The organism is Loktanella sp. S4079 (assembly GCF_000967725.1).
In the GTDB taxonomy this organism is placed as follows: domain Bacteria; phylum Pseudomonadota; class Alphaproteobacteria; order Rhodobacterales; family Rhodobacteraceae; genus Yoonia.
The window spans coordinates 61,880-82,016 of record NZ_JXYE01000003.1 but is presented as its reverse complement, the minus strand read 5'-3'; the positions used below and the strand labels follow the sequence as shown (position 1 = coordinate 82,016).

Annotated in this window: 21 protein-coding genes; 9 read left to right on the top strand and 12 right to left on the bottom strand. The window is 53.7% G+C overall.

Annotated features, from left to right (window positions below; translation table 11 throughout):
- The 6 genes from TW80_RS09650 (at nt 1) to TW80_RS09625 (ending at nt 6,229) form a co-directional block, all read left to right on the top strand.
- Nucleotides 1-708 (top strand): ATP12 family chaperone protein, encoded by a 708-nt coding sequence (locus tag TW80_RS09650; RefSeq protein WP_045997205.1) that lies wholly within the window; start codon nt 1-3, stop codon nt 706-708.
- A 220-nt stretch (nt 709-928) separates the two neighbouring features.
- The gene (locus TW80_RS09645; RefSeq protein ID WP_045997204.1) at nt 929-1,948 is read left to right on the top strand and encodes an amino acid ABC transporter substrate-binding protein; all 1,020 of its coding nucleotides are present in this window, start codon (nt 929-931) and stop codon (nt 1,946-1,948) included.
- Between the two features lie 153 nt (nt 1,949-2,101).
- Complete coding sequence (locus TW80_RS09640) at nt 2,102-3,379, top strand: amino acid ABC transporter permease (protein WP_045997203.1); 1,278 nt, start codon at nt 2,102-2,104, stop codon at nt 3,377-3,379.
- A gap of 1 nt (nt 3,380) precedes the next feature.
- Nucleotides 3,381-4,694 (top strand): amino acid ABC transporter permease, encoded by a 1,314-nt coding sequence (locus TW80_RS09635; RefSeq protein ID WP_045997202.1) that lies wholly within the window; start codon nt 3,381-3,383, stop codon nt 4,692-4,694.
- Between the two features lie 12 nt (nt 4,695-4,706).
- Nucleotides 4,707-5,498 carry an amino acid ABC transporter ATP-binding protein gene (locus TW80_RS09630; protein ID WP_045997201.1) on the top strand — a complete coding sequence of 264 codons (792 nt, stop codon included), beginning with the start codon at nt 4,707-4,709 and terminating at the stop codon, nt 5,496-5,498.
- 89 nt (nt 5,499-5,587) lie between these two features.
- Entirely contained in the window at nt 5,588-6,229 is a 642-nt protein-coding gene (locus tag TW80_RS09625) for a DUF3885 domain-containing protein (RefSeq protein WP_045997200.1), read from the top strand.
- Here the strand turns inward: TW80_RS09625 and TW80_RS09620 are convergent.
- The 10 genes from TW80_RS09620 to TW80_RS09580 form a co-directional block, all read right to left on the bottom strand.
- Nucleotides 6,226-6,753 carry a SixA phosphatase family protein gene (locus TW80_RS09620; RefSeq protein WP_045997199.1) on the bottom strand — a complete coding sequence of 176 codons (528 nt, stop codon included), beginning with the start codon at nt 6,751-6,753 and terminating at the stop codon, nt 6,226-6,228. The genes TW80_RS09625 and TW80_RS09620 overlap by 4 nt on opposite strands.
- On the bottom strand, nt 6,750-7,400 hold the full coding sequence (locus tag TW80_RS09615; RefSeq protein ID WP_157033244.1) for a ferredoxin: 651 nt from the start codon (nt 7,398-7,400) through the stop codon (nt 6,750-6,752). The genes TW80_RS09620 and TW80_RS09615 overlap by 4 nt, the downstream gene beginning before the upstream one ends.
- 7 nt (nt 7,401-7,407) lie before the next feature.
- Nucleotides 7,408-8,262 (bottom strand): acetylglutamate kinase, encoded by an 855-nt coding sequence (argB, locus tag TW80_RS09610; protein WP_204218491.1) that lies wholly within the window; start codon nt 8,260-8,262, stop codon nt 7,408-7,410.
- 17 nt (nt 8,263-8,279) lie between these two features.
- Nucleotides 8,280-8,927: a ribosome biogenesis GTP-binding protein YihA/YsxC gene (yihA, locus tag TW80_RS09605; protein WP_045997197.1), complete on the bottom strand. Its 648-nt coding sequence runs from the start codon at nt 8,925-8,927 to the stop codon at nt 8,280-8,282.
- Nucleotides 8,928-9,115: 188 nt separating this feature from the next.
- Nucleotides 9,116-10,927 (bottom strand): membrane protein insertase YidC, encoded by a 1,812-nt coding sequence (gene yidC / locus TW80_RS09600; protein ID WP_045997196.1) that lies wholly within the window; start codon nt 10,925-10,927, stop codon nt 9,116-9,118.
- Nucleotides 10,928-11,086: 159 nt separating this feature from the next.
- Nucleotides 11,087-11,260, bottom strand: coding sequence for a hypothetical protein (locus TW80_RS18080; protein WP_157033243.1), 174 nt, complete (start codon nt 11,258-11,260; stop codon nt 11,087-11,089).
- Between the two features lie 276 nt (nt 11,261-11,536).
- Nucleotides 11,537-13,258 (bottom strand): SulP family inorganic anion transporter, encoded by a 1,722-nt coding sequence (locus tag TW80_RS09595; RefSeq protein WP_045997616.1) that lies wholly within the window; start codon nt 13,256-13,258, stop codon nt 11,537-11,539.
- Nucleotides 13,259-13,272: 14 nt separating this feature from the next.
- Nucleotides 13,273-13,602 (bottom strand): TIGR01244 family sulfur transferase, encoded by a 330-nt coding sequence (locus TW80_RS09590; protein WP_045997615.1) that lies wholly within the window; start codon nt 13,600-13,602, stop codon nt 13,273-13,275.
- A gap of 16 nt (nt 13,603-13,618) precedes the next feature.
- Nucleotides 13,619-14,500 (bottom strand): MBL fold metallo-hydrolase, encoded by an 882-nt coding sequence (locus TW80_RS09585; protein WP_045997195.1) that lies wholly within the window; start codon nt 14,498-14,500, stop codon nt 13,619-13,621.
- Between the two features lie 79 nt (nt 14,501-14,579).
- Nucleotides 14,580-15,254, bottom strand: a complete 675-nt coding sequence (locus tag TW80_RS09580; protein ID WP_045997614.1) for a Crp/Fnr family transcriptional regulator — start codon at nt 15,252-15,254, stop codon at nt 14,580-14,582.
- A gap of 173 nt (nt 15,255-15,427) precedes the next feature.
- Between TW80_RS09580 and TW80_RS09575 the strand changes: the two genes are divergently transcribed.
- Genes TW80_RS09575 through TW80_RS17840 form a run of 3 tightly spaced genes read left to right on the top strand, consistent with a single transcriptional unit; the run spans nt 15,428 to nt 17,954 of the window.
- Entirely contained in the window at nt 15,428-16,846 is a 1,419-nt protein-coding gene (locus tag TW80_RS09575) for a cytochrome ubiquinol oxidase subunit I (RefSeq protein ID WP_045997194.1), read from the top strand.
- Entirely contained in the window at nt 16,846-17,850 is a 1,005-nt protein-coding gene (gene cydB, locus TW80_RS09570; protein WP_204218490.1) for a cytochrome d ubiquinol oxidase subunit II, read from the top strand. The genes TW80_RS09575 and cydB overlap by 1 nt, the downstream gene beginning before the upstream one ends.
- Nucleotides 17,850-17,954 carry a DUF2474 domain-containing protein gene (locus TW80_RS17840; RefSeq protein ID WP_084625756.1) on the top strand — a complete coding sequence of 35 codons (105 nt, stop codon included), beginning with the start codon at nt 17,850-17,852 and terminating at the stop codon, nt 17,952-17,954. Before cydB ends, TW80_RS17840 begins: the two co-directional genes overlap by 1 nt.
- Nucleotides 17,955-18,223: 269 nt before the next feature.
- On the opposite strand, the gene TW80_RS18075 is transcribed toward TW80_RS17840, so the two are convergent.
- Together TW80_RS18075 and TW80_RS09560 are read right to left on the bottom strand one after the other, a co-directional pair.
- Nucleotides 18,224-18,592, bottom strand: coding sequence for a hypothetical protein (locus TW80_RS18075; protein WP_157033242.1), 369 nt, complete (start codon nt 18,590-18,592; stop codon nt 18,224-18,226).
- 352 nt (nt 18,593-18,944) lie between these two features.
- Nucleotides 18,945-19,991: a hypothetical protein gene (locus tag TW80_RS09560; RefSeq protein ID WP_045997193.1), complete on the bottom strand. Its 1,047-nt coding sequence runs from the start codon at nt 19,989-19,991 to the stop codon at nt 18,945-18,947.
- Nucleotides 19,992-20,137 lie beyond the last annotated feature (146 nt).

Sequence of the window (20,137 nt, the reverse complement as noted above, 5' to 3'; positions counted from 1 at the left end):
ATGAGCGATTGGAAGCCAAAACGTTTCTGGAAAACCGCAAGCACAACCCAAAGCGACGCAGGCTTTACCGTGCTTTTAGACGAACGCACGGTTAAAACTCCAGCCAAGGCGGCGCTTGTTGTGCCGACACTTGCCATGGCCGAGGCTATCGCTGCCGAATGGGACGCACAGGTTGAAACTGTTGATCCAACCACAATGCCTGTTACACGCGGCGCGAATGCTGCCATTGATAAGGTGCGTACGCAACGTGCCGAAGTTGCCGCGCTATTGGCGGACTATGGCGATAGTGATTTGCTTTGCTACCGTGCTGCCGGGCCGCAGGAATTGATCGCGCGTCAGGCAAAAGCATGGGACCCACTCCTGGATTGGGCGGCCGAGACATTGGGCGCGCGATTAGTTGTTGGCGAAGGCGTCATGCATGTCGCACAAGACCCAGAATCACTCGGGCGGCTACGGGCCGAGGTCGAGGCCTTTGATGACTTTGCGCTTGCTGCTGTGCACGATTTGATCAGCATCTCGGGGTCACTGGTACTGGCGCTAGCCGTAACCAAAAATGCCCTTTCGGTAGAGCAGGCTTGGGACGCTTCGCGCGTGGATGAACACTGGCAAATCGAGCAGTGGGGCGAAGATGATGAGGCTACTGCTTCGGAATTGACCAAGCGCGCTGCATTTTTGGACGCTGCGCGGTTTTATACCTTGTCACGCTAGAAGTTAATTGTCCTGTTTCATCGAAAATAACAGGAAGAGTGCCCGTTTTTGCGGCGTTTGCATACGGTTTTCTATTTGTGACCCTTGACCTCATCGCGTGATTCCGGACACTCTAGCCGCACTGAGGGGGGATACCTTTCTCATTCATCACACTGCCCGACAGGGTGGGAAAAAAATACCGCCTCGCGTTGTTGGGGCGGAAACTCAGGAAGAGGTAAAAATGAAAAAAACCGTATTCTTCGGCGCGCTGACTGTTGCTGGCCTGGCTGCCGGCATGGCTTCTGCGGCGACACTGGACGACGTCAAAGCACGTGGCTCGCTGAACTGCGGCGTTACAACTGGTCTTGTTGGTTTTGCTGCTCCTAACGCTGAAGGCGTTTGGGAAGGCTTCGACGTAGGCGTCTGCCGCGCTGTTGCTGCTGCGATCTTTGGTGATCCAACTGCAGTAGAATTCGTCCCAACAACTGGTCAAACACGTTTCACAGCGCTTGCTTCTGGCGAAATCGACCTTCTGGCACGTAACACAACATGGACAATGAGCCGTGACGTTGACCTGAAATTCGAATTCGTTGGCGTGAACTACTACGACGGTCAGGGCTTCATGGTGCCAAAAGCACTTGGCGTGACATCTGCGAAAGAACTGGACGGTGCGACTGTTTGTATCCAAACAGGTACAACAACAGAGCTGAACCTTGCTGACTTCTTCCGTACAAACGGCATCAGCTACGAGCCTGTTCCAATCGAAACAAACGCAGAAGCACAACAGCAGTATCTTGCTGGCGCATGTGACGTTTACACAACTGACGCGTCTGGCCTTGCTGCGACACGTGCAACATTCGAAGCACCAGGCGACCATGTTCTGCTGCCAGAAATCATCTCCAAAGAGCCACTCGGCCCGCTTGTACGCCACGGCGACAACGAATGGGGTGATATCGCACGCTGGACTCTGAACGCACTGATCACAGCCGAAGAGCTGGGCGTGACTTCTGAGAACATCGCAGAACTGTCTGCAGCTGCTGGCGACAACCCAGAAGTTAACCGTCTGCTGGGCACCGAAGGTGAACTGGGCGCGCAACTGGGTCTGGACGCTGACTGGGCGAAAAACGCAATCATGGCTGGCGGTAACTACGGCGAGCTGTTCGAAAACAACATCGGTGAGAACACAACTATCGGTCTGGCACGCGGTCTGAACGCGCAGTGGACAGACGGTGGCTTGATCTACTCTCCACCTTTCCGTTAAGAGCTGACAAACGGCGAAGGGCTCGGTTTTTACCGGGCCCTTTACCCAATGGCGATCACGCTAAATAAAAACGCGTTCCTTCAGTGTGTAGACAGTCAGATCAACTGACGCACACACGGACTAAAAAACTGGGACGCACCGGGAGATAAATATATGTCGACGTTGACCGACCCGCCTAAGCCGGGTTTTCGGCTAAGCCAGCTTATTTACGATACACGGTATCGATCTATCACCATCCAGGTTGTTGCGTTCGTTCTGATCCTGCTGGGGTTGGCATGGCTCGTGAACAACATTGTGAACAACCTTGCTGCGTTGGGCAAAGACTTTGATTTTGGGTTTCTATCCCAATCTGCAGGTTACGACATCAACCAGCGCCTTATCGAATACGACAATCAGATGAGCCACGGTCGCGCCGCGATTGTTGGTATTCTGAACACGCTCTTGGTTGCGTTCTTGGGCTGTATCACTGCGACTGTCATCGGTGTTGTCGCTGGTGTGCTGCGCCTATCGAAAAACTGGGTCGTAAGTAGCCTGATGGCCGTTTACGTCGAAGGTTTCCGTAACGTGCCACTGCTGCTGTGGATCATCCTGATCTTTGCGATCATGACCGAAAGCATGCCGCATCCGCGTGATTTCCGTGGCGAAAACGCAACCCAAAGCATGCTTATGGGTGACAATGTTGCTGTCACGAACCGCGGTATCTGGATTCCGCGCCTTGCCTTTACAAATTCAGTGAGCGGCCAAGAAGCTGTCGCACCTGTTGATGGCGCAACACCTGTTGCATCTGGTGGCTTGGATTGGTTGTTGGTCTTGGGCACATTGGCGATCAGCATCTTTGCGATCCGCCAGCTTGGTAAGCGCGCAGACAGAATTCAAAGCGCAACGGGTGAACGTCCGACCACATGGTGGCAGCAACTTGCGATATTGATCGTGCCTGTTGGGCTGGTTAGCTTTTTCTTGGGGATGACCATTGTTTCGCCTTATCTCAAAGGCTTTAACTTTGCCGAAGGTGTTCACCTGCGGAACTCGCTGATCGCATTGTGGTTTGCTCTGTCGCTCTATACCGGTGCGTTTATTGCAGAAATCGTACGTGGCGGTATTTTAGCGATCTCCAAAGGTCAGACCGAAGCTGCCTATGCGTTGGGTATTCAGCCGGGCCGCACGATGAAGCTGGTGATCCTGCCGCAGGCGATGCGCGTCATTATTCCACCGCTGATTTCACAGTTCCTGAACTTGACCAAGAACTCCTCTCTGGCGCTTGCGGTGGGTTACATGGATGTCCGCGCCACGTTGGGCGGCATTACCATCAACCAAACCGGACGCGAGCTGGAAGGGATGCTGCTGCTCGGTGCCTTCTATCTGGTGCTGTCGCTGCTGATTTCGGCTGGGATGAACTACTACAACCAGTCTACGCAAATGAAGGAACGCTAAGATGTCAGATACACATGCACAAACCGTTCCTTATGTTCGCAAAACGATGGTGGAGCAGTCTCCACCACCTGCAAGTGAGATTGGTGTGGTTAAATGGCTACGCGAGAACCTGTTTTCGGGGCCATTGAACATTATCCTCACCCTTATTTCGCTTTGGGTGGTGTATTGGGTCGTTTCCCACGTCGGACCATGGCTGATCAACGGAATTTGGGACGCAGATTCGCTGTCTGAGTGCCGTGAAATTCGGAATGCCACAATGGGCGAAGGGACCTCTGCCGCTTGCTTTGGCGTGATCGGTGAACGCTGGCAGCAGCTGGTCTATGGTTTCTATCCGAAAGAGGCCTACTGGCGTCCAGTGGTTGCGCTATTGGTATTTTTTGCCGGGCTTGCGCCTGTCTTGTTTGCCAGCCTGCCACGGAAATTGCTGTACTTTACCATGGCATCCCCATTCTTGATGTTTATGCTCTTGTGGGGCGGTTCCATTTGGGGGCCAATCGCGGTGGCTTTGGGCTTTGGCGTTGGTTACGCAGCGATCAAGCTGATTTCACCGATCAACGGCCTTTTGGGAACTGTAGCGGCAATCGTCTTGCCGATCCTTTACTGGTTCCTGATCGCCGGACCATTGGCGGGTGCAGTTAATTCTGTTCTTCCAATCGGGCTAGAGTACATCCCATCCAAAGACTTTGGTGGTTTCCTCTTGTCGTCGATTATCGGTGTTGCAGGCATCTTTCTGTCATTGCCATTGGGCATCTTGTTGGCACTGGCCCGTCAGTCTGACCTGCCTATCATCAAATGGTGCGCGGTGACCTTTATCGAGGTTATCCGTGGTGTTCCGTTGATTGTATGGTTGTTCACTGCTTCTTTGCTGCTGAACTACTTCTTGCCTCCGGGGACGAACTTTGACCTGATGCTGCGCGTGATCATCATGGTGACGCTCTTTTCGGCAGCTTACATCGCCGAGGTGGTCCGCGGTGGTCTAGCAGCATTGCCCAAGGGGCAGTACGAAGGCGCAGACAGTCTGGGCCTGAATTACTGGCAGTCGATGCAGTTGATCATTCTACCGCAGGCACTGAAAATCTCGATTCCGGGTATCGTGAACACCTTTATCGGTCTGTTCAAAGATACAACGCTGGTTGTGTTTATCGGTCTGTTTGACCCGCTGGGTCTGGCTGGCGCGATCCGTGCTTCTACAGAATGGAACGGCATCTACTGGGAACTCTTCCTCTTCATCGGCATCATGTTCTTTATCGCATGCTTCAGCATGGGCCGTTACTCACTTTACCTGGAGAAGAAACTCCAGCGTGATCATCGCTAAGGAGACCTGACAATGGTTGAATTGACACAAGAACGCACCATCGACCGCTCTCATATGCAGGTCTCTGACGAGGTGGCGATTGAAATCCGCAACATGAACAAATGGTATGGTTCATTCCACGTACTGCGTGACGTGAACCTGACCGTTCAACGCGGCGAGCGGATCGTGATTTGTGGCCCGTCAGGGTCCGGTAAATCGACGCTGATCCGTTGCATTAACCGCCTCGAAGAGCACCAGTCAGGCGATATCATCGTTGACGGGACAGAGCTGTCATCAGATCTCAAGAACATCGACAAGATCCGTTCCGAGGTTGGCATGTGCTTCCAGCACTTTAACCTCTTTCCGCATCTGACAATTCTTGAGAACTGCACGTTGGCGCCGATCTGGGTACGCAACACGCCCAAGAAAGAAGCCGAAGAAACGGCGATGCATTTCCTCGAAAAGGTGAAAATCCCTGATCAGGCGCATAAGTACCCCGGCATGTTGTCCGGTGGTCAGCAGCAGCGTGTGGCGATTGCCCGTTCGCTTTGCATGAAGCCACGCATCATGTTGTTTGATGAACCGACCTCTGCGCTTGATCCTGAGATGATCAAAGAGGTGTTGGACACAATGATCGAACTGGCCGAAGAAGGCATGACGATGCTTTGCGTGACCCACGAAATGGGCTTTGCCCAAGCGGTTGCCAACCGGGTCATCTTTATGGACCAAGGCCAGATCGTGGAACAGAACGAACCAACCGAGTTCTTCAACAACCCGCAATCTGAGCGGACACAGTTGTTCCTAAGCCAGATCATCGGCCACTAAAAACAAAGCCCCGAGGGAAACCTCGGGGCTTTTTGTTTTATAGGAATACTGCAGAGTTTTTATTTCTCTAAATTCCCCATGCACATTTCATGAAGACAATATTTACGAGCATCCAAGATCAGTTCGGAGTTCGAGAACTGCCCCCTAGCTTATTTCACGCGTTCGACAATGCGCTGCGTTTCGATTTGGGAGGCAAAGAGAGTTACATACACTTTCCGATGCGCCGGTTCTCTCAAGCATATGAGCGAGCATGTACGATTGCACATGCGCATTTTGAAGACTCATCAGAGATTTATCTTCTGCTTTCTAGTTATGGCTTAGAGCAGCCAAGTAAGAAACGCCTAAACCATATCGAATTCTGCGGAATTGAGCGCTCCGATGTGCAGTACGTAGGTAGGACTGCGCAGCACGATGAAGAGCATATGGCCGAGTTCGGATGTGATCAGTTTCGCCATTGGGATATTGTTAAGGTGAATGATAAAAGATCTATTTCCGATATCATGTGGCTATGCATCGCTTCTGAAATGATCATCGAGCCAGCTTTTCATTCGACCAAGGCGTATCTCGTAGATGCGAAAAACTGCCTAATCCTGCATGCATATGATGATCGTGGGCTGGATGTCGTTTCTCTCAACAAAGCGAAGTTATCTGAGCTTTTCATAAAATTTAACAAATGGTTGCTAGAGTATGATCTTGCTCGCATGAATGCTATGTTCGCTCCTGATGACTAGTGGTCTGTGCCACCCGTCGTCCCGATCAAATCACGCGGCACGATGAAATCTACGCACGTCCCCGTATGTCTTTGCACCGCTGACCAGCTTTCTGCGTGAAAGTCGATCACAGTTGTGGCGCAGGTTGGGTAGCCGCTGAAACGGGCGTGATCGGGCGCATTGGCGACCAGGCCGTTTGCAAACATGCCGATACCCGGATTGTGCCCGATAAGTGCTATGACGTTTGCTGTTTCTCGATGGATGCTGTCCATCAGCGTGTCCGGGGCGGCATGGTAAAGCGAAGGCATCAGGCGCAGTTTGGGCTTTGTTCCGAGGGCATCGAAAATCAGCTTGGCTGTCTCATGCGTGCGCGTGGCGTCAGAACAAAGGACGGTTTCAGGAATGTAATCTCGGCCTTTGAGCCATCCGCCAATCGCTGCGGCAGAGGCCCGCCCACGCGCGTTTAACTCGCGCGCGTGATCATCCGCGAACGGGTCGCTCCAACTCGATTTTGCGTGGCGGGTTAGGATCAAACGAAGTGTCATATAAAGGCGTCCATGTGAAATGCGGATTGGTCGGGAATACGTCTGTCTTGGCCAATAGGGCAGGCACGTCGGGCGGCGCACCCTTGGGTCATGCAGTCTAGGCCTGCGGGGGTGGTTAAATGGTTTTTGCAGATTGCGACATCATAGCCGTCTTTTGAGAACGCGCCAACGGGGCAAGAGGATTGGCATGGCTTTGTCGCGCAACTAGAGCAGGGCGATTGGATGGAATCAAATTCAACATCCCACGGCACAGCGAGCGCCCCACGAAACGACACAAATAACCCTGCTTGCGCATGCACAAGCAGCCCGATGGGAGATGCCCATGCGAGGCCAGTTCGAAGTGCCCAGCTATAAAATGGCGCAAAGGGCGGCCCGTCGGAAGGAAAGATCGCATGGCCATTATGAATGACCGCGATACGGTTCAACTGCCGTTTGGACCAACGATCCATCGGGTCGGGTGCGCCATCTTGGTATTCAGCTGATCGAATAAATTCGGGCCAAAACCGGGGCTCGTCTGGCCCAATCAACAAGACCGAACCACAGTTGATAGGTAAATCATCCTGGGCGTTGATCGCGAACCCACCCAGCAAAGTTAGATGCGCCTGTGAAAGCGCATCTATCAATGCCTGATGGCGGGGATCGGCCAAGCGGTTGTTAGCGTGGCTCGCGGATAATCGAACCCGCGCCATGCTCTGTAAACAGCTCGAGCAGGCTTGCGTTCGGCAGCCGCCCATCGAGGATCACAACCGCACGCACACCGCTGTCCAAGGCGTTCAGCGCGGTTTCTGTTTTCGGGATCATGCCGCCAGCGATGGTACCATCGGCGATCATATCGCGGACTTGATCAGGTGATAGCTGCGTCACAACCTCGCCCGTGCCGTCCTTAACGCCGGGCACGTCGGTCAACAGCAGTAGGCGATCCGCCTTGAGCGCGCCAGCGATCGCACCGGCAGCGGTGTCGCCGTTGACGTTAAAGGTTTCATTATCGCTTTGGCCCGTCGCGACAGGTGCGACGACCGGGATGATGCCCGCGTTGAACATATCGTGCAGAACCTGGACGTTCATTTCAACAGGGCGCCCAACAAACCCGAGTTCAGGGTCATCTGCCTCGGCAACCATCAGGTCATCGTCTTTGCCAGACAGGCCGACGGCACGCCCGCCTTCGTCCATGATGGCTTGGACGATACGTTTGTTCACAAGGCCGGTCAGCACCATTTCAACGACTTCGACTGTAGCTTGGTCTGTGACGCGTTTGCCGCGCACGAATTCGGATTTGATCCCAAGCTTATCGAGCATTTGGTTAATCATTGGGCCACCGCCATGCACGACGACAGGGTTCACACCAACCTGACGCATCAGCACGATATCACGAGCGAATTGCGCCATTGCTTCGTCGTCGCCCATGGCATTGCCGCCGAATTTCACCACGACGATCGCGCCAGAATATCGCTGCATATAGGGCAGGGCTTCGGACAGAGTGCGGGCAGTGGCGATCCAATCACGGTTCATGTCTTGGGTCCTTGTCTTCATGATATACCTGCAATGATGGCGCGTAGGGTTGGGATACCTTCGCCTTTTTCAGATGATGTCAGTACGATTTCAGGAAAGGCCGCTGGGTGTTTGGCCATAGCAGCACGGGTTTTCGCAAGAGAGTCCTCTAGCGCGCCCTTCTTGAGCTTGTCGATCTTGGTCATGACCACCTGAAAGGTTACCGCAGAACGGTCAAGCAAGGTCATGATCTCTTCGTCGACGGCCTTGGCCCCATGACGTGCGTCGATCAGTACAAAGACGCGGCGCAGGGTTTGGCGACCGGACAGATAGTTTTTCAGCAGCCGCTGCCATTTCTCAACGACGGCAACAGGTGCGTTCGCAAAGCCATAGCCGGGTAGGTCGACAACATAGATATCACCCGCGGTGAAAAAGTTGATCTCTTGCGTGCGGCCCGGCGTGTTCGAGGCGCGCGCCAACCCCTTGCGTCCCGTCAGCGCATTGATCAGGCTGGATTTGCCCACGTTGGAACGCCCGGCAAAGCAAACTTCGACTCTGTCGGCCTCGGGTAGGCCGTCCATTGCGACAACACCCTTCAGGAACTCGGTCTCGCCCGCGAACAACAGTCGCCCGGTTTCGAGTTCGCTTGGTTCCGGGGTTTGGACCTCGGGAAAGCGCATTTCCATCTTATCGTACCTCGAGCTTGTGGTTCTGAAACAGCTTAGCGCTGCAGTGGGCGGTGGGATAGCTGCCTACAATCGGTGGCGCAAAGTTTCCAGCAAAATAAGCGATCAATGCGCTTGAGTGTCTGGAAATTCTGTACACGAGGCGCGATCTGCGCCTCGTGTGGTGTTGGGTCATAGAGCGGCCGAGCTTATTTGCTGTCGCCTTCTTCGGCCGCTTTTCTCTTGCGGCGCAGGCTTTGCTTAATGTTGCCAAAAACATCAGGCTTTGCCCCGTGGCTGCGCATGATCAGATACTGCTGAATAAATGTAATCACGTTGTTCGCGATCCAGTACAGTACAAGGCCACTCGCAAAATTGCCGAGCATGAACATGAATACCCATGGCATCCATGCAAAGATCATTTGCTGTGTGGGGTCCGTGGGCGCCGGGTTCAGGCGCTGCTGCAGCCACATTGAGATACCAAGGAACAGCGGCAGAATGCCGAGCGAGATCAGCTCAAGCGGACCGAGGTTGGGCACAGAGTAGGGCAACAGGCCAAAGAGGTTAAAGATCGACGAGGGATCAGGCGCGCTAAGGTCTTTGATCCAGCCGATCCACGCGGTGTGACGCAGTTCGATTGTGACAAAGATCACCTTATAGAGCGAGAAGAAGATCGGGATCTGCAACAGCATTGGCAGACAGCCGGATGCTGGGCTGACTTTGTTCTCTTTGTAGAGCTTCATCATGCCTTGCTGGAGCGCCTGACGATCGTCGCCTGCTTGCTCTTTCAGCTTCTCCATTTCGGGCTGCAGTTCTTTCATCCGCGCCATCGAAACATAGGATTTATAGGCCAACGGCAGAACAAGCGCCTTGAGGATCACAGTCAGCGCGATAATCGCCCAGCCCATGTTGCCAATCAAACCGTGAAGCCCGTGCAACAGCCAGAAGATCGGCTTGGTCAGGAAAAAGAACATGCCCCAGTCGATGCTGTCGATAAAGCCGCCGACACCTTCTTCGTCTTCGTAGTGCTTGATGGTTTCCCATTCCTTAGCACCAGCAAAGAACCGTGTCGTTGTTGTGATTGTCTCTCCGGATGCGATGGTCGCAACCGGCATGACAGCCTCTGCTTGAAACAGGTCACGGTTTTCGTAGTATTTTGATGTCGAACGGAACGGCGCATTCTGCTCTGGGATCAGGGTCGTCATCCAATAGTGGTCTGTGTAGCCGATCCAGCCACCTTCAACCGCTTCGATGCGCTCAGCGCGCGCGCCTTCAGTCGGGTGGATTTCATAGTCTTGGATATCTTTATAGTCGGTTTCTTCCAGCGCGCCGTCTGTCATGCGCACCAAACCTTCATGCAAGATAAAGAACTTTTTCAGATCAGCAGGAATGCCATGGCGGCGGATCAAACCATAGGGGCGCGCCGATACGTCGCCGTCACCATTGTTCTCGATGCTTTGGTCAAAGCTGAACATATATTCGTCATCGACCGAAACCGTGGTGCGGAAAATCTGACCAGCGCCGTTGTCCCAAACCAGCGTTACGGGGGTCTCTGGTGTCAGGGTGTCGCCGCTTTCGAGGGTCCAAATCGTATCGGGTGATGGCACATTTGACGCGTCAATGCCGCTGGCCGCGGCCCAGCCGAACGCCGCATAATAGGCTTCTGCTTCACCTTCGGGGCGCAACAGTTGAACGATTTCGGAATCCGCGTCGATTGTTTCGCGGTATTGTTTCAACGACAGATCATCAATCCGGCCACCACGCAGGGATAGTGTACCCTGTAGCTCGCTAGTTTCGATAGCGATCCGCGGGGCAGGAGCCTCGGTTTCGGCGACCTCAGTTGGGGCTGTTGCCGATGGATCAGCCTCGGCTGTGCCCGGCACGGCAGCGGCGCTTACTGTGGCTGCTTCGTTGCCAACATCGACAAGCGGCTCTTCCTGCGGAAACAGGATCGTCCATGCCATGATCACAGCAAAGCTGAGCACAGTCGCCAAGATGAGGTTTTTGTTCTGGTCGTCCATTCGAAACCACCCATTTTCCCGTAAAAATCTGATGGCCGTTCAACCTGTCAGGGTCGAAAAGGTCAAGCAGATATTCATGAAATAAGGGTGTATTGCGTTAGTTGTGACCGATATCTGCGGCCCGGTGGCCGGGCTAAGCTGCCCGGCACGCGGCAAAGATTAGTTCGCCTGTGACTTTAGGTAATGTTTGCGCGTTTGGTGAAACACAGCAATCAGACGCGGATCATTGATCGCAAGCTGTTCGACCTGTTTTGAAAACTCGGCTTCGGATTGACCGTAAAAGGAAGATGCAGCGGCTTCGTGTGGCGCTGTCAATTTAGTTGCTTGTTTCATAACTGCTTACTTTCTGACTTATCACGCTCATTTGTTATTCATGTAACGCGGTGAAATTGAGGCGGCAATATGGAGTATGGATCGAATTTTATTGATCAAACGGAGACAATACGTCTTTGGGTAATGGCCCGTTAATCATTATGACGCATGATTGTTAACGAATGCAACAATTTGAAAGCTGCCAAATTCGCTATTTCCCCCTACCTCAATTCATAGCCACGTCGGCTCAGGATTGATGGCGCGCACACTAACATACTAGGCCGCTGCTTTGTATGGTTAATTCGCGTTGGCGGTAATATGTTGAATGGCGGCAAACTGCGTCAGGTGAATTTCACCACTTAATTCATGGACAAAGTGTTGCGCCTGTAATTTATCCATTACCGGGCCTTTTACCTCTGATAGGTGTAAAGTTACCCCCATTTCACCCAATCGGAGATTAATCATTTCAAGTGATTCGAGTGCGCTGAGGTCGATATCATTCACCGCAGAACACTGTAAAATAACGTGCCGAACCTGTTCATCATCTGCGACACGGTCTTGGATTTGGTCCTCTAGATAGCGCGCATTTGCAAAGTATAGGCTTTCGTCGACGCGCAGCGTCACGATGTCGGGATGCGTTTGGACAGTGTGGCGGTTGATGTTACGAAAATGCTCTGTCCCCGCGATCAGGCCGACCTCGGCGATATGGGGGCGCGATGTTTTGTAAAGATGCATCAGGATCGACAAGATCACCCCAGCCATGACGCCGACTTCAACGCCAAACCCGAGGGTCAGTACCATCGTGCTTAGGACCGCAATGAAGTCGGCTTTGGAATAGGCCCACGCGCGTTTCAGGATGCTGAAGTCAACGAGGCTGAGTACCGCGACGATGATCGTTGCGGCCAGCGTTGCCTTGGGTAGGAAATAGATCAGAGGAGTGAGTAACAGCGCCGCGACAGCGAGGCCTATGGCTGTAAAGGCACCGGCGGCAGGGGTTTGTGCGCCTGCGTCGAAATTCACGACAGATCGTGCAAAGCCGCCGGTAACAGGGAACCCGCCTGTGAACGCCGCACCGATGTTCGCTGCGCCCAAGCCGATAAGTTCTTGGTCTGGGTCGATCCGCTCTCTTTTCTTGGCGGCGAGAGTTTGCGCCACGGATACGGATTCTACGAACCCGATAAGCGAAATCAAAAACGCGGGCAGCAGGAGTTGATGCAAAAGCGTGGGGGAGAGGTCAGGCATGGTGAGTGGGGGCAGGCTTTGCGGGACATGCCCGACGATTTGCACACCCTGCTCTGTCAGCCCCAGCAACCATACAGCAAGTGTAGAGAGCACAACTGCGCCTACCGGACCCGCTTTGACCAATGTGCTGGATAGCCCTGCGCCTAAGCCGATCTTGCGCAATTGTTGGCCCAAGCCCTTACGAACCCAAAATAAGAAACCGATTGCTGACGCCCCAATGAGGGTTGTGATTGGGTTAAGGTTTTCCAATTCACCGATCAGTGAGCCAGCCAATTGCAGCAAATTATGTCCTTCGGCCTCTATCCCAAAGACGTGCTTAAGCTGGCTGGCTGCGATGATGATACCCGACGCAGTGATGAAACCGGCGATCACCGGATGTGACAGAAAATTCGCGACAAACCCGAGCCGGAACAATCCCATTCCAAGCAGGATTACCCCCGATAACGCCGCCAAAGACAGGGCCGCAATGGCGTAACCCATGGTGCCCTGTTCCACGATGTTGTTGAGCGTCGCGGCTGTCATCAACGACACAACAGCGACAGGCCCGACCGCGAGCGCCGAACTCGTCCCAAAGACGCTGTACAAGATGATCGGAACGATAGAGGCATACAGTCCTGCCTCGGGGGGAAGTCCTGCCAGCAATGCATAGGCGAGCGATTGCGGGATCAGCATGATCGTCACAATCACCGCCGCGATGGTATCATTTGTCAGGGCAGTGTGGTCATACCGCTTGCCCCAGTTTAGGATTGGCAGGTAGCGCTTGATTTGGTGGGTCATCATCGGGCTTTGAATTACTGTTTAACCATGGACCATAGTGTTTCTGACCGTGCTCCTGTGCGGCAATACGCCAGCACAGGTGCCGGTTGGCGCGCGCAATTAGACGCGAAATCCTCAACATCCTGCATACTAATTACGCCAGGTGTGATTGGCTGATAAACAGTCTCTAAACCAAGCGATTTTGCTGTTTTTTCGATTTCTGCATAGGTTGGTTGGCCCGGCTCTTCTTGGTCAGGGCGGTTGCAGATGATTGTGCGAAATCCGGCCTCTTTGATTGCAGAGAGGTCAGCAGGTTTGATTTGCCCGCTGACGCTGAGGCCTGGGTGCAGTTTACGTAGGTCCATCGTTTTTGTTCCTTGTCTAAAGACCATTGACCGGCACTTTGAGCATTGGGTTTCCATCCTTGTCTTTGGGGACTTCGCCAGCGCGCATATTCACCTGTAGCGAGGGAATGATCAGCTTTGGCATGTCCAAGGTGGCGTCGCGCTCGGTGCGGAATTTGATGAATTCTTCACGCGTCTTGCCCGCGCCGACGTGGATGTTGTGGGCCTTTTCTTCGCCAACGGTGGTTTCCCATTGGATGTTGCGGCCGTTCGGTCCGTAGTCGTGACACATAAATAGGCGCATCTTGTCAGGCAGCGTCAGCACCTTTTGGATGCTGTCATACAGCGTGCCAGCGTCGCCGCCCGGGAAATCAGCACGCGCGGATCCGCCGTCAGGCATAAAGAGAGTATCGCCGACAAAGGCAGCATCACCGATGACATGCACCATACAGGCAGGGGTGTGCCCCGGCGTGAACATGGCAAATGCTTCCATTTCACCGATCGTGTAGCGGTCACCATCTTCGAACAGCGCGTCGAATTGCGATCCGTCACGTTGGAATTCAGTGCCTTCGTTAAAGATTTTGCCAAAGGTGTCCTGCACCACCAAAATCTTGGCGCCGACGCCGATTTTGCCACCTAATTTGTCTTGGATATAGGGTGCGGCCGATAGGTGATCAGCATGTACATGGGTTTCGATGATCCAATCGAGTGTCAGTCCACGATCCTGAACCTCTTGAATGAGGCGGTCCGCGTGATCGTAGGTGATCCGCCCTGCGGCATAATCGATGTCCATTACGCTATCGATAATGGCGCAATGATCACTTGCGGGATCCTTAACGATGTAACTGATCGTGTTTGTCGCAGGATCAAAATGTGCGGACACATCGGGGCGGATGGTCATATCAACGGGATAAGTCATTGTCTGTCTCCGAAGTTGCGTTGTGATGGTTATAGAACCAAGCGCCGCAGTTTTCGGTGACATTGTCACTAAGCCCGGTTCATGCGTGATTATTATGACCTGCTAAGTTCTCGAGCGCCTTGCGCTGGATCAATTCGACGCATCCTCGGCTTTGTGCGATCCAGCCTCTACGCTGAAATTCCTGTAGTTGACGCGAGACAACTTCGCGTGCGGTGCCAAGCTCGACCGATAGTTTTTGGTGAGTGGTCGCAATCGAATCCGCACCGTTCGAGAGCGTCACGAGTTTATCCGCCAGCCGGACATCCATTTTTTGAAAGGCAACCTCATCGATGACTAGAAACAAATCGGTGATGCGTTTCGAAAAAGCGGCAAAGACGAAATCGCGGAATTCTTTGGATTGCGCGACGAGGTCGTCAAATGTCGTACGAGGGACGGCGGCTGCTCGCACGGGCGTTTCGCAAATTCCCTCTGCGGCATAGTCATCGTAGGCAAGCAAACAGGCCGTGGTCAGTACGCAGCTTTGGCCTGCGTGTATCCGGTATAAAACGATCTCGTGTCCTGTCTCAGAAACTTGCTGAACGCGTACGGTTCCATCAAGCAAAAACAACATGTTTTCCGGCGAATTCCCCGGCCCAAAAAGCATAGTTCCAGCGGGTGCCGAAACGAGCTTGCTTTGGCTTTCAAGTGCCTGCCGCGTCTCATCCGATAGTCGGGCGAGCCCTTCAAATCGTTGCGTCCAATGCTGTTCGGTCATCTGATCCATTCCGTTACTTATCGCCGCAGTGCGGCGCGATGCCTCATGAAATTGGGCCAGTCTCGCTTGGTCGTGCGGCGGCTACACGCTATATAATACGTACATTGCAAACGTGTAATGTATATAGTGCCCGCACGGTTTATTGCTGCGGGCTATGACGAACGGAGAGTTCAATGTTCGACACGCTAACCGCCGAAACGCTTGCCCGGATGCAATTTGCCTTTACGGTGTCATTTCACATCATCTTTCCGGCATTCTCGATCGGGTTGGCAAGCTATCTTGCGGTTTTAAACGCATTATGGCTGCGCACCAAAGACGAGATTTACCTGACCCTGTTTAATTACTGGAAAAAGATCTTTGCCGTCGCCTTTGGCATGGGCGTCGTGTCTGGGATCGTGATGTCGTATCAATTTGGCACGAACTGGTCGGTATTCTCGGATAAAACGGGGCCGGTTTTGGGGCCGCTCATGGCGTATGAGGTCCTGTCGGCATTCTTCCTAGAAGCCGGGTTTTTGGGGATCATGCTCTTTGGCCGCGAGCGCGTTGGCGCTGGGCTGCATATGTTTGCAACGGCTATGGTCGCCTTTGGCACCTTGATGTCGGCAACTTGGATTTTGTCGGTGAACTCTTGGATGCAGACACCTGCGGGATACAGCATCAATGAATTGGGGCAATTCGTACCAGAGGATTGGTGGGCTATCGTGTTTAACCCATCGTTCCCATATCGGTTGGTACACATGGTTTTGGCAGCCTATTTGACCACAGCCTTGGTCGTTGGTGGTGTTGGAGGCCTGCACCTGCTGCGGCGCCAAGATGACGCGCCCGCCCGCCGCATGTTTTCGATGGCGATGTGGATGATCGTTATTGTCGCGCCGCTTCAGATTTTTGCAGGGGATGCCCATGGGCTGAATACGCTTGAGCATCAGCCAGCAAAAGTCATGGCGATGGAAGGGCACTACGATAGTCATCCAGATGGTGCGCCGCTGATCCTCTTCGGTATTCCGAACCCCGCCGAGAAACGTATCGACTATGCAATCGAGATCCCCAAACTGTCGAGCCTGATCCTCAAGCACCATTTAGATGCGCCTTTGGCTGGATTAGACACTATTCCTGACGAAGACGAACCACCCGTGGCGATTGTCTTCTGGAGCTTTCGTGTAATGGTCGGACTTGGTTTTGCCATGCTGGGGCTGGGCGCTTGGGGGCTGTGGCGTCGTTTTCGCGGGCAGCTTTACAGCGCAACTTGGCTGCACCGCGCGGCGATTGCCATGGGACCGATGGGGTTTGTCGCTGTTTTGGCTGGCTGGATCACCACAGAAGTTGGACGTCAGCCCTTTACCGTTTACGGATTGCTGCGCACATCTGATAGCCTTGCCCCGGTCGCAGCGCCCGCTGTTGCGGCATCGCTGATCGCGTTTATCATCGTCTATTTCTTTATCTTCGGGGCAGGGACTTTCTACTTGCTAAGAATGATGAACAAGCCTGCTGCGACGCCTCACCTTGGGTTGCGCGATGGTCCGGTTCGGGCGGCGGGCATAACTCCCATTCAAGAAACGCATCCAGATGATGCGCATCGCGTGAAAGGAGCCTAATGATGTTTGAGCTATCCTTCATTTGGGCAGGCATCATCGCCTTTGCTGTTCTAACCTATGTGATCTTGGACGGGTTTGATTTGGGGGTGGGGATATTATTCCCGACCGCCAAAGCCGAAAAAGAAAAAGCCACGATGATGAACTCCATCGCGCCAATATGGGATGGGAACGAAACGTGGTTGGTCATGGGGGGCGGTGGGCTTTTTGCGGTTTTCCCGCTGGCTTACGCGGTCGTGATGCCTGCACTCTACATGCCGATCATTTTGATGCTCTTGGCGCTTATCTTTCGCGGAGTCGCATTTGAATATCGTTGGCGCACAGAACGCTGGAAGCGCGTGTGGGATGCGGCGTTCTTTGGCGGGTCAGTTGTGGCAGCAATGATGCAAGGGATCGCGCTGGGCGCGTTGGTGCAGGGAATCCATGTCGTTGACCGTGCCTATGCGGGCGGCTGGTGGGACTGGCTAACCCCGTTTTCTATCCTCACTGGCGTGGCCGTGGTCATCGGATATGCCTTGCTCGGTGCGACTTGGCTGATCCTTAAAACCGAAGGGGCGCTGCAAGAACGCATGCAGGGATTTGCTTGGTGGCTTGGTGCGGGAACGCTGGGGTTTATCGGTATCGTCAGCATTCTGACGCCGTTTCAGGACCCCGTCTACTTTCACCGCTGGTTTAATCTGCCGGGTAGCATCCTCAGTGTGCTCATGCCGGGGGCGGTGTTGGTGACTGCATATGTCCTGTTCAAAGGGCTGAAATCTGGCAGTGACGCCCAGCCATTCTTGGCCGCGCTTATGCTGTTTATACTGTGCTTTGCCGGGATTGGGATCAGCTTTTATCCGAACATCGTTCCACCAAGCCTAACAATCGCCGAGGCCGCAGCGCCTGACGCCAGCCTAAAATTCGCGCTTGTCGGGACTGTTGTCTTGGTGCCGCTCATCTTGGGCTATACCGCCTACGCCTATTGGGTGTTTCGCGGCAAGATTGACCCAGAAGAGGGTTATCACTGATGCAGCAACTGAAAAAGATTGCGTGGTTCATCGGGATCTGGACCGCGAGCGTGGCAGTGTTGGGTGTAGTGGCCTACGGCATCCGCCTGATGATCGGCGTTTAGTGTCCAATGGACAAGGCAACGATCCGAGGCGGTCCATCGCGGTAACCGGAGCAGCGTGAGGCTGCATCCCTCGTAGTGGCGACACCAAGTCAAACAGCGACGCGAGTAGAAATCATCGGGTGTTGACAGTGACGGAGGTCGGCAATGCCGGACTGAGTGGACAGTCCCAACGGTTGCTTCAAGGTCTGCTTTCGAAATTTACTCAGATTACGTGGTGTCCGTGAGTATCCAGCAAATTAATGGCCTGTGTTAGTTGCTTATCTTCAGGTTCACTTGGATGGAAACATTTGACCCCAGATGTTGGTACCGTCCGCCCAAGTTCCTAACCATTCCGCCAATGACATTCCGGTCGAGCGGATAGCAAGTTCTGGCGAGGTTCCGTATTCCCATTCGTTCGGGTCCCATGTCTTTATTGTTGCGCCGTCTTCCGCACTATCAATACAGGAATAAATAGCGCAGCCCCAATGGCATACTGGGAGTAGCCCACGTGGCCATTTCCAGGTAGGGTCATCGGGATCAAGCTGCTCAAAGTCCTTATACAACCCGACCGCTGTTTTCCCCATGTCATCTGTTGCGCCGCCGACAAGACCCATAAGTCCGTAGCCCGGTCCAAAGCCACCGTTCCCAACCGTTTGCATCAATTCTACGTATAGACTAGGTGGTTCGAACCCAAGTTCACCTACGCTTTCTGACAACTCGCTAGCGGTTAACTTCGGCCGAATAGTGCTGGGTGAGATGTCAGATTGATCCGTCCTGGTTTGGTCGGACCGCGCTCTGGCGAGAACTCTTTCTATTGTGCTTTGGCTCATCAGCGCACTCCTGAATAGATAATCGAACAGACTACCACAATTGGACAAGAGCAAGTGCTGATTTTGCAGGTCTCTTGAAAGCGGGCATTGGTGCAAGCCGCAGCATTCCGCATCGAGCCTTGCAATTTAAATCGAAGGGCTGGCCGTTTTGGGCAGCCCTTCGATTGATGTCTTGCTTTGCTTAGCCGCCAGAGGTCAGACGGCGCGTAAAGGCCAGGGCGCGTTCGCCTTCGAAGCCTGCGCTCGCCATTTCGGTGCTCCACGCTGTTTCATAGCTGGCACCTGCGTTTTTCACCGCGTTGATGACGTCTTGGCCGGCGGGTTCGATGGGGATGCCAGAGGCGAGGATTTGTTCCTTGCCAATGTAATCCGCGTAGTCGAATGCCTTGGCCGCCAATACTGGGATCATCTCGTGAGAGTAACTCTTGACGATTTCCAGGTCTTCGGCAGGTAGGCGATCAGCGGCTGCATTGGACATGCCGTGGAACCACGTCGCGTTGTAGTAACCGCTTTGGATTTCTGACACGAAGGTAATTTGGTCGATGATGTTAAATGCGGTTGCCCCTTCGAAGGGGAAGCAAACACCATCAATTGTGCCGTCGATCAGCGCCTGACGCGCGTCAGTGGGTGACATTGGTACGTTAGTCGCGCCAAGGTCAGACATCAGCCCAGAAATGTAACCACCAGAGGTCCGCACGCGCAGTCCTTGGAAGTCTTCTGGGCTTTGGATGGTTTTGTCCTTGAGCATCAGCATGCCCGGACCGTGCTGGAAAAGGCCGAGCAGGGTGATGCCAGTGTGCTCTTCTTCGCCGCGCAGCAGTTGGCCGTAAACCTTAGAGAAAGCCTGCGATGAACTATATGCGTCACCCAAGAAAGAGAACTGACCGATCTTGGCGCGGGCAAATTCGTTTTGGCTATAGCCGTGAATGCTAAAGCCAACGTCAATTTGACCCGTACGCAGTAGTTCGAGGTGCGCAGGTGGCGGACCCTTAGGTGTTGGAAGAATGTTGATGACCACGCGGCCCTCGGTCACCTCTTGGATGCCTTCGGCCCATGGATAAAACAAGTTTTGCGTGACATCGCTTTGCAGGGGTAACCACACTGACATATCAAGCGTATTCACAGCCTGAGCGCGCAGGATTGATGGCGTAGCCAGCGTTGTCGTCATCGCGGCAGTGGTTGTACCCAACAGCTTGCGACGAGTAATCTGGAATGGCGTCTTTTTCATTTACGTCTCCGTTGTGTCGCTCAGTTTGCACCTGCTTTGGGCAAAGTGGCGGCACGTTCATGTTCATATTTGGGCCGCGCGGTGCACTGACGCTATGCAGAGTAATTAGAACCCAGCAAGCGATTCTGCGCAACCATAGCGCGACT

Bases quoted from the DNA above. Each gene is read 5' to 3' on its own strand.
- TW80_RS09560 (WP_045997193.1), bottom strand. From the start codon at position 19,991: ATGAAAAAGACGCCATTCCAGATTACTCGTCGCAAGCTGTTGGGTACA.
- TW80_RS09590 (WP_045997615.1), bottom strand. From the start codon at position 13,602: ATGGACCTACGTAAACTGCACCCAGGCCTCAGCGTCAGCGGGCAAATC.
- TW80_RS17840 (WP_084625756.1), top strand. From the start codon at position 17,850: ATGCAGCAACTGAAAAAGATTGCGTGGTTCATCGGGATCTGGACCGCG.
- TW80_RS09650 (WP_045997205.1), top strand. From the start codon at position 1: ATGAGCGATTGGAAGCCAAAACGTTTCTGGAAAACCGCAAGCACAACC.
- TW80_RS09575 (WP_045997194.1), top strand. From the start codon at position 15,428: ATGTTCGACACGCTAACCGCCGAAACGCTTGCCCGGATGCAATTTGCC.
- TW80_RS09585 (WP_045997195.1), bottom strand. From the start codon at position 14,500: ATGACTTATCCCGTTGATATGACCATCCGCCCCGATGTGTCCGCACAT.
- TW80_RS09625 (WP_045997200.1), top strand. From the start codon at position 5,588: ATGAAGACAATATTTACGAGCATCCAAGATCAGTTCGGAGTTCGAGAA.
- TW80_RS18075 (WP_157033242.1), bottom strand. From the start codon at position 18,592: ATGCAAACGGTTGGGAACGGTGGCTTTGGACCGGGCTACGGACTTATG.
- TW80_RS09620 (WP_045997199.1), bottom strand. From the start codon at position 6,753: ATGACACTTCGTTTGATCCTAACCCGCCACGCAAAATCGAGTTGGAGC.
- argB (WP_204218491.1), bottom strand. From the start codon at position 8,262: ATGAACCGTGATTGGATCGCCACTGCCCGCACTCTGTCCGAAGCCCTG.
- yihA (WP_045997197.1), bottom strand. From the start codon at position 8,927: ATGGAAATGCGCTTTCCCGAGGTCCAAACCCCGGAACCAAGCGAACTC.
- TW80_RS09640 (WP_045997203.1), top strand. From the start codon at position 2,102: ATGTCGACGTTGACCGACCCGCCTAAGCCGGGTTTTCGGCTAAGCCAG.
- TW80_RS09630 (WP_045997201.1), top strand. From the start codon at position 4,707: ATGGTTGAATTGACACAAGAACGCACCATCGACCGCTCTCATATGCAG.
- TW80_RS18080 (WP_157033243.1), bottom strand. From the start codon at position 11,260: ATGAAACAAGCAACTAAATTGACAGCGCCACACGAAGCCGCTGCATCT.
- TW80_RS09595 (WP_045997616.1), bottom strand. From the start codon at position 13,258: ATGACCCACCAAATCAAGCGCTACCTGCCAATCCTAAACTGGGGCAAG.
- cydB (WP_204218490.1), top strand. From the start codon at position 16,846: ATGATGTTTGAGCTATCCTTCATTTGGGCAGGCATCATCGCCTTTGCT.
- yidC (WP_045997196.1), bottom strand. From the start codon at position 10,927: ATGGACGACCAGAACAAAAACCTCATCTTGGCGACTGTGCTCAGCTTT.
- TW80_RS09645 (WP_045997204.1), top strand. From the start codon at position 929: ATGAAAAAAACCGTATTCTTCGGCGCGCTGACTGTTGCTGGCCTGGCT.
- TW80_RS09580 (WP_045997614.1), bottom strand. From the start codon at position 15,254: ATGACCGAACAGCATTGGACGCAACGATTTGAAGGGCTCGCCCGACTA.
- TW80_RS09635 (WP_045997202.1), top strand. From the start codon at position 3,381: ATGTCAGATACACATGCACAAACCGTTCCTTATGTTCGCAAAACGATG.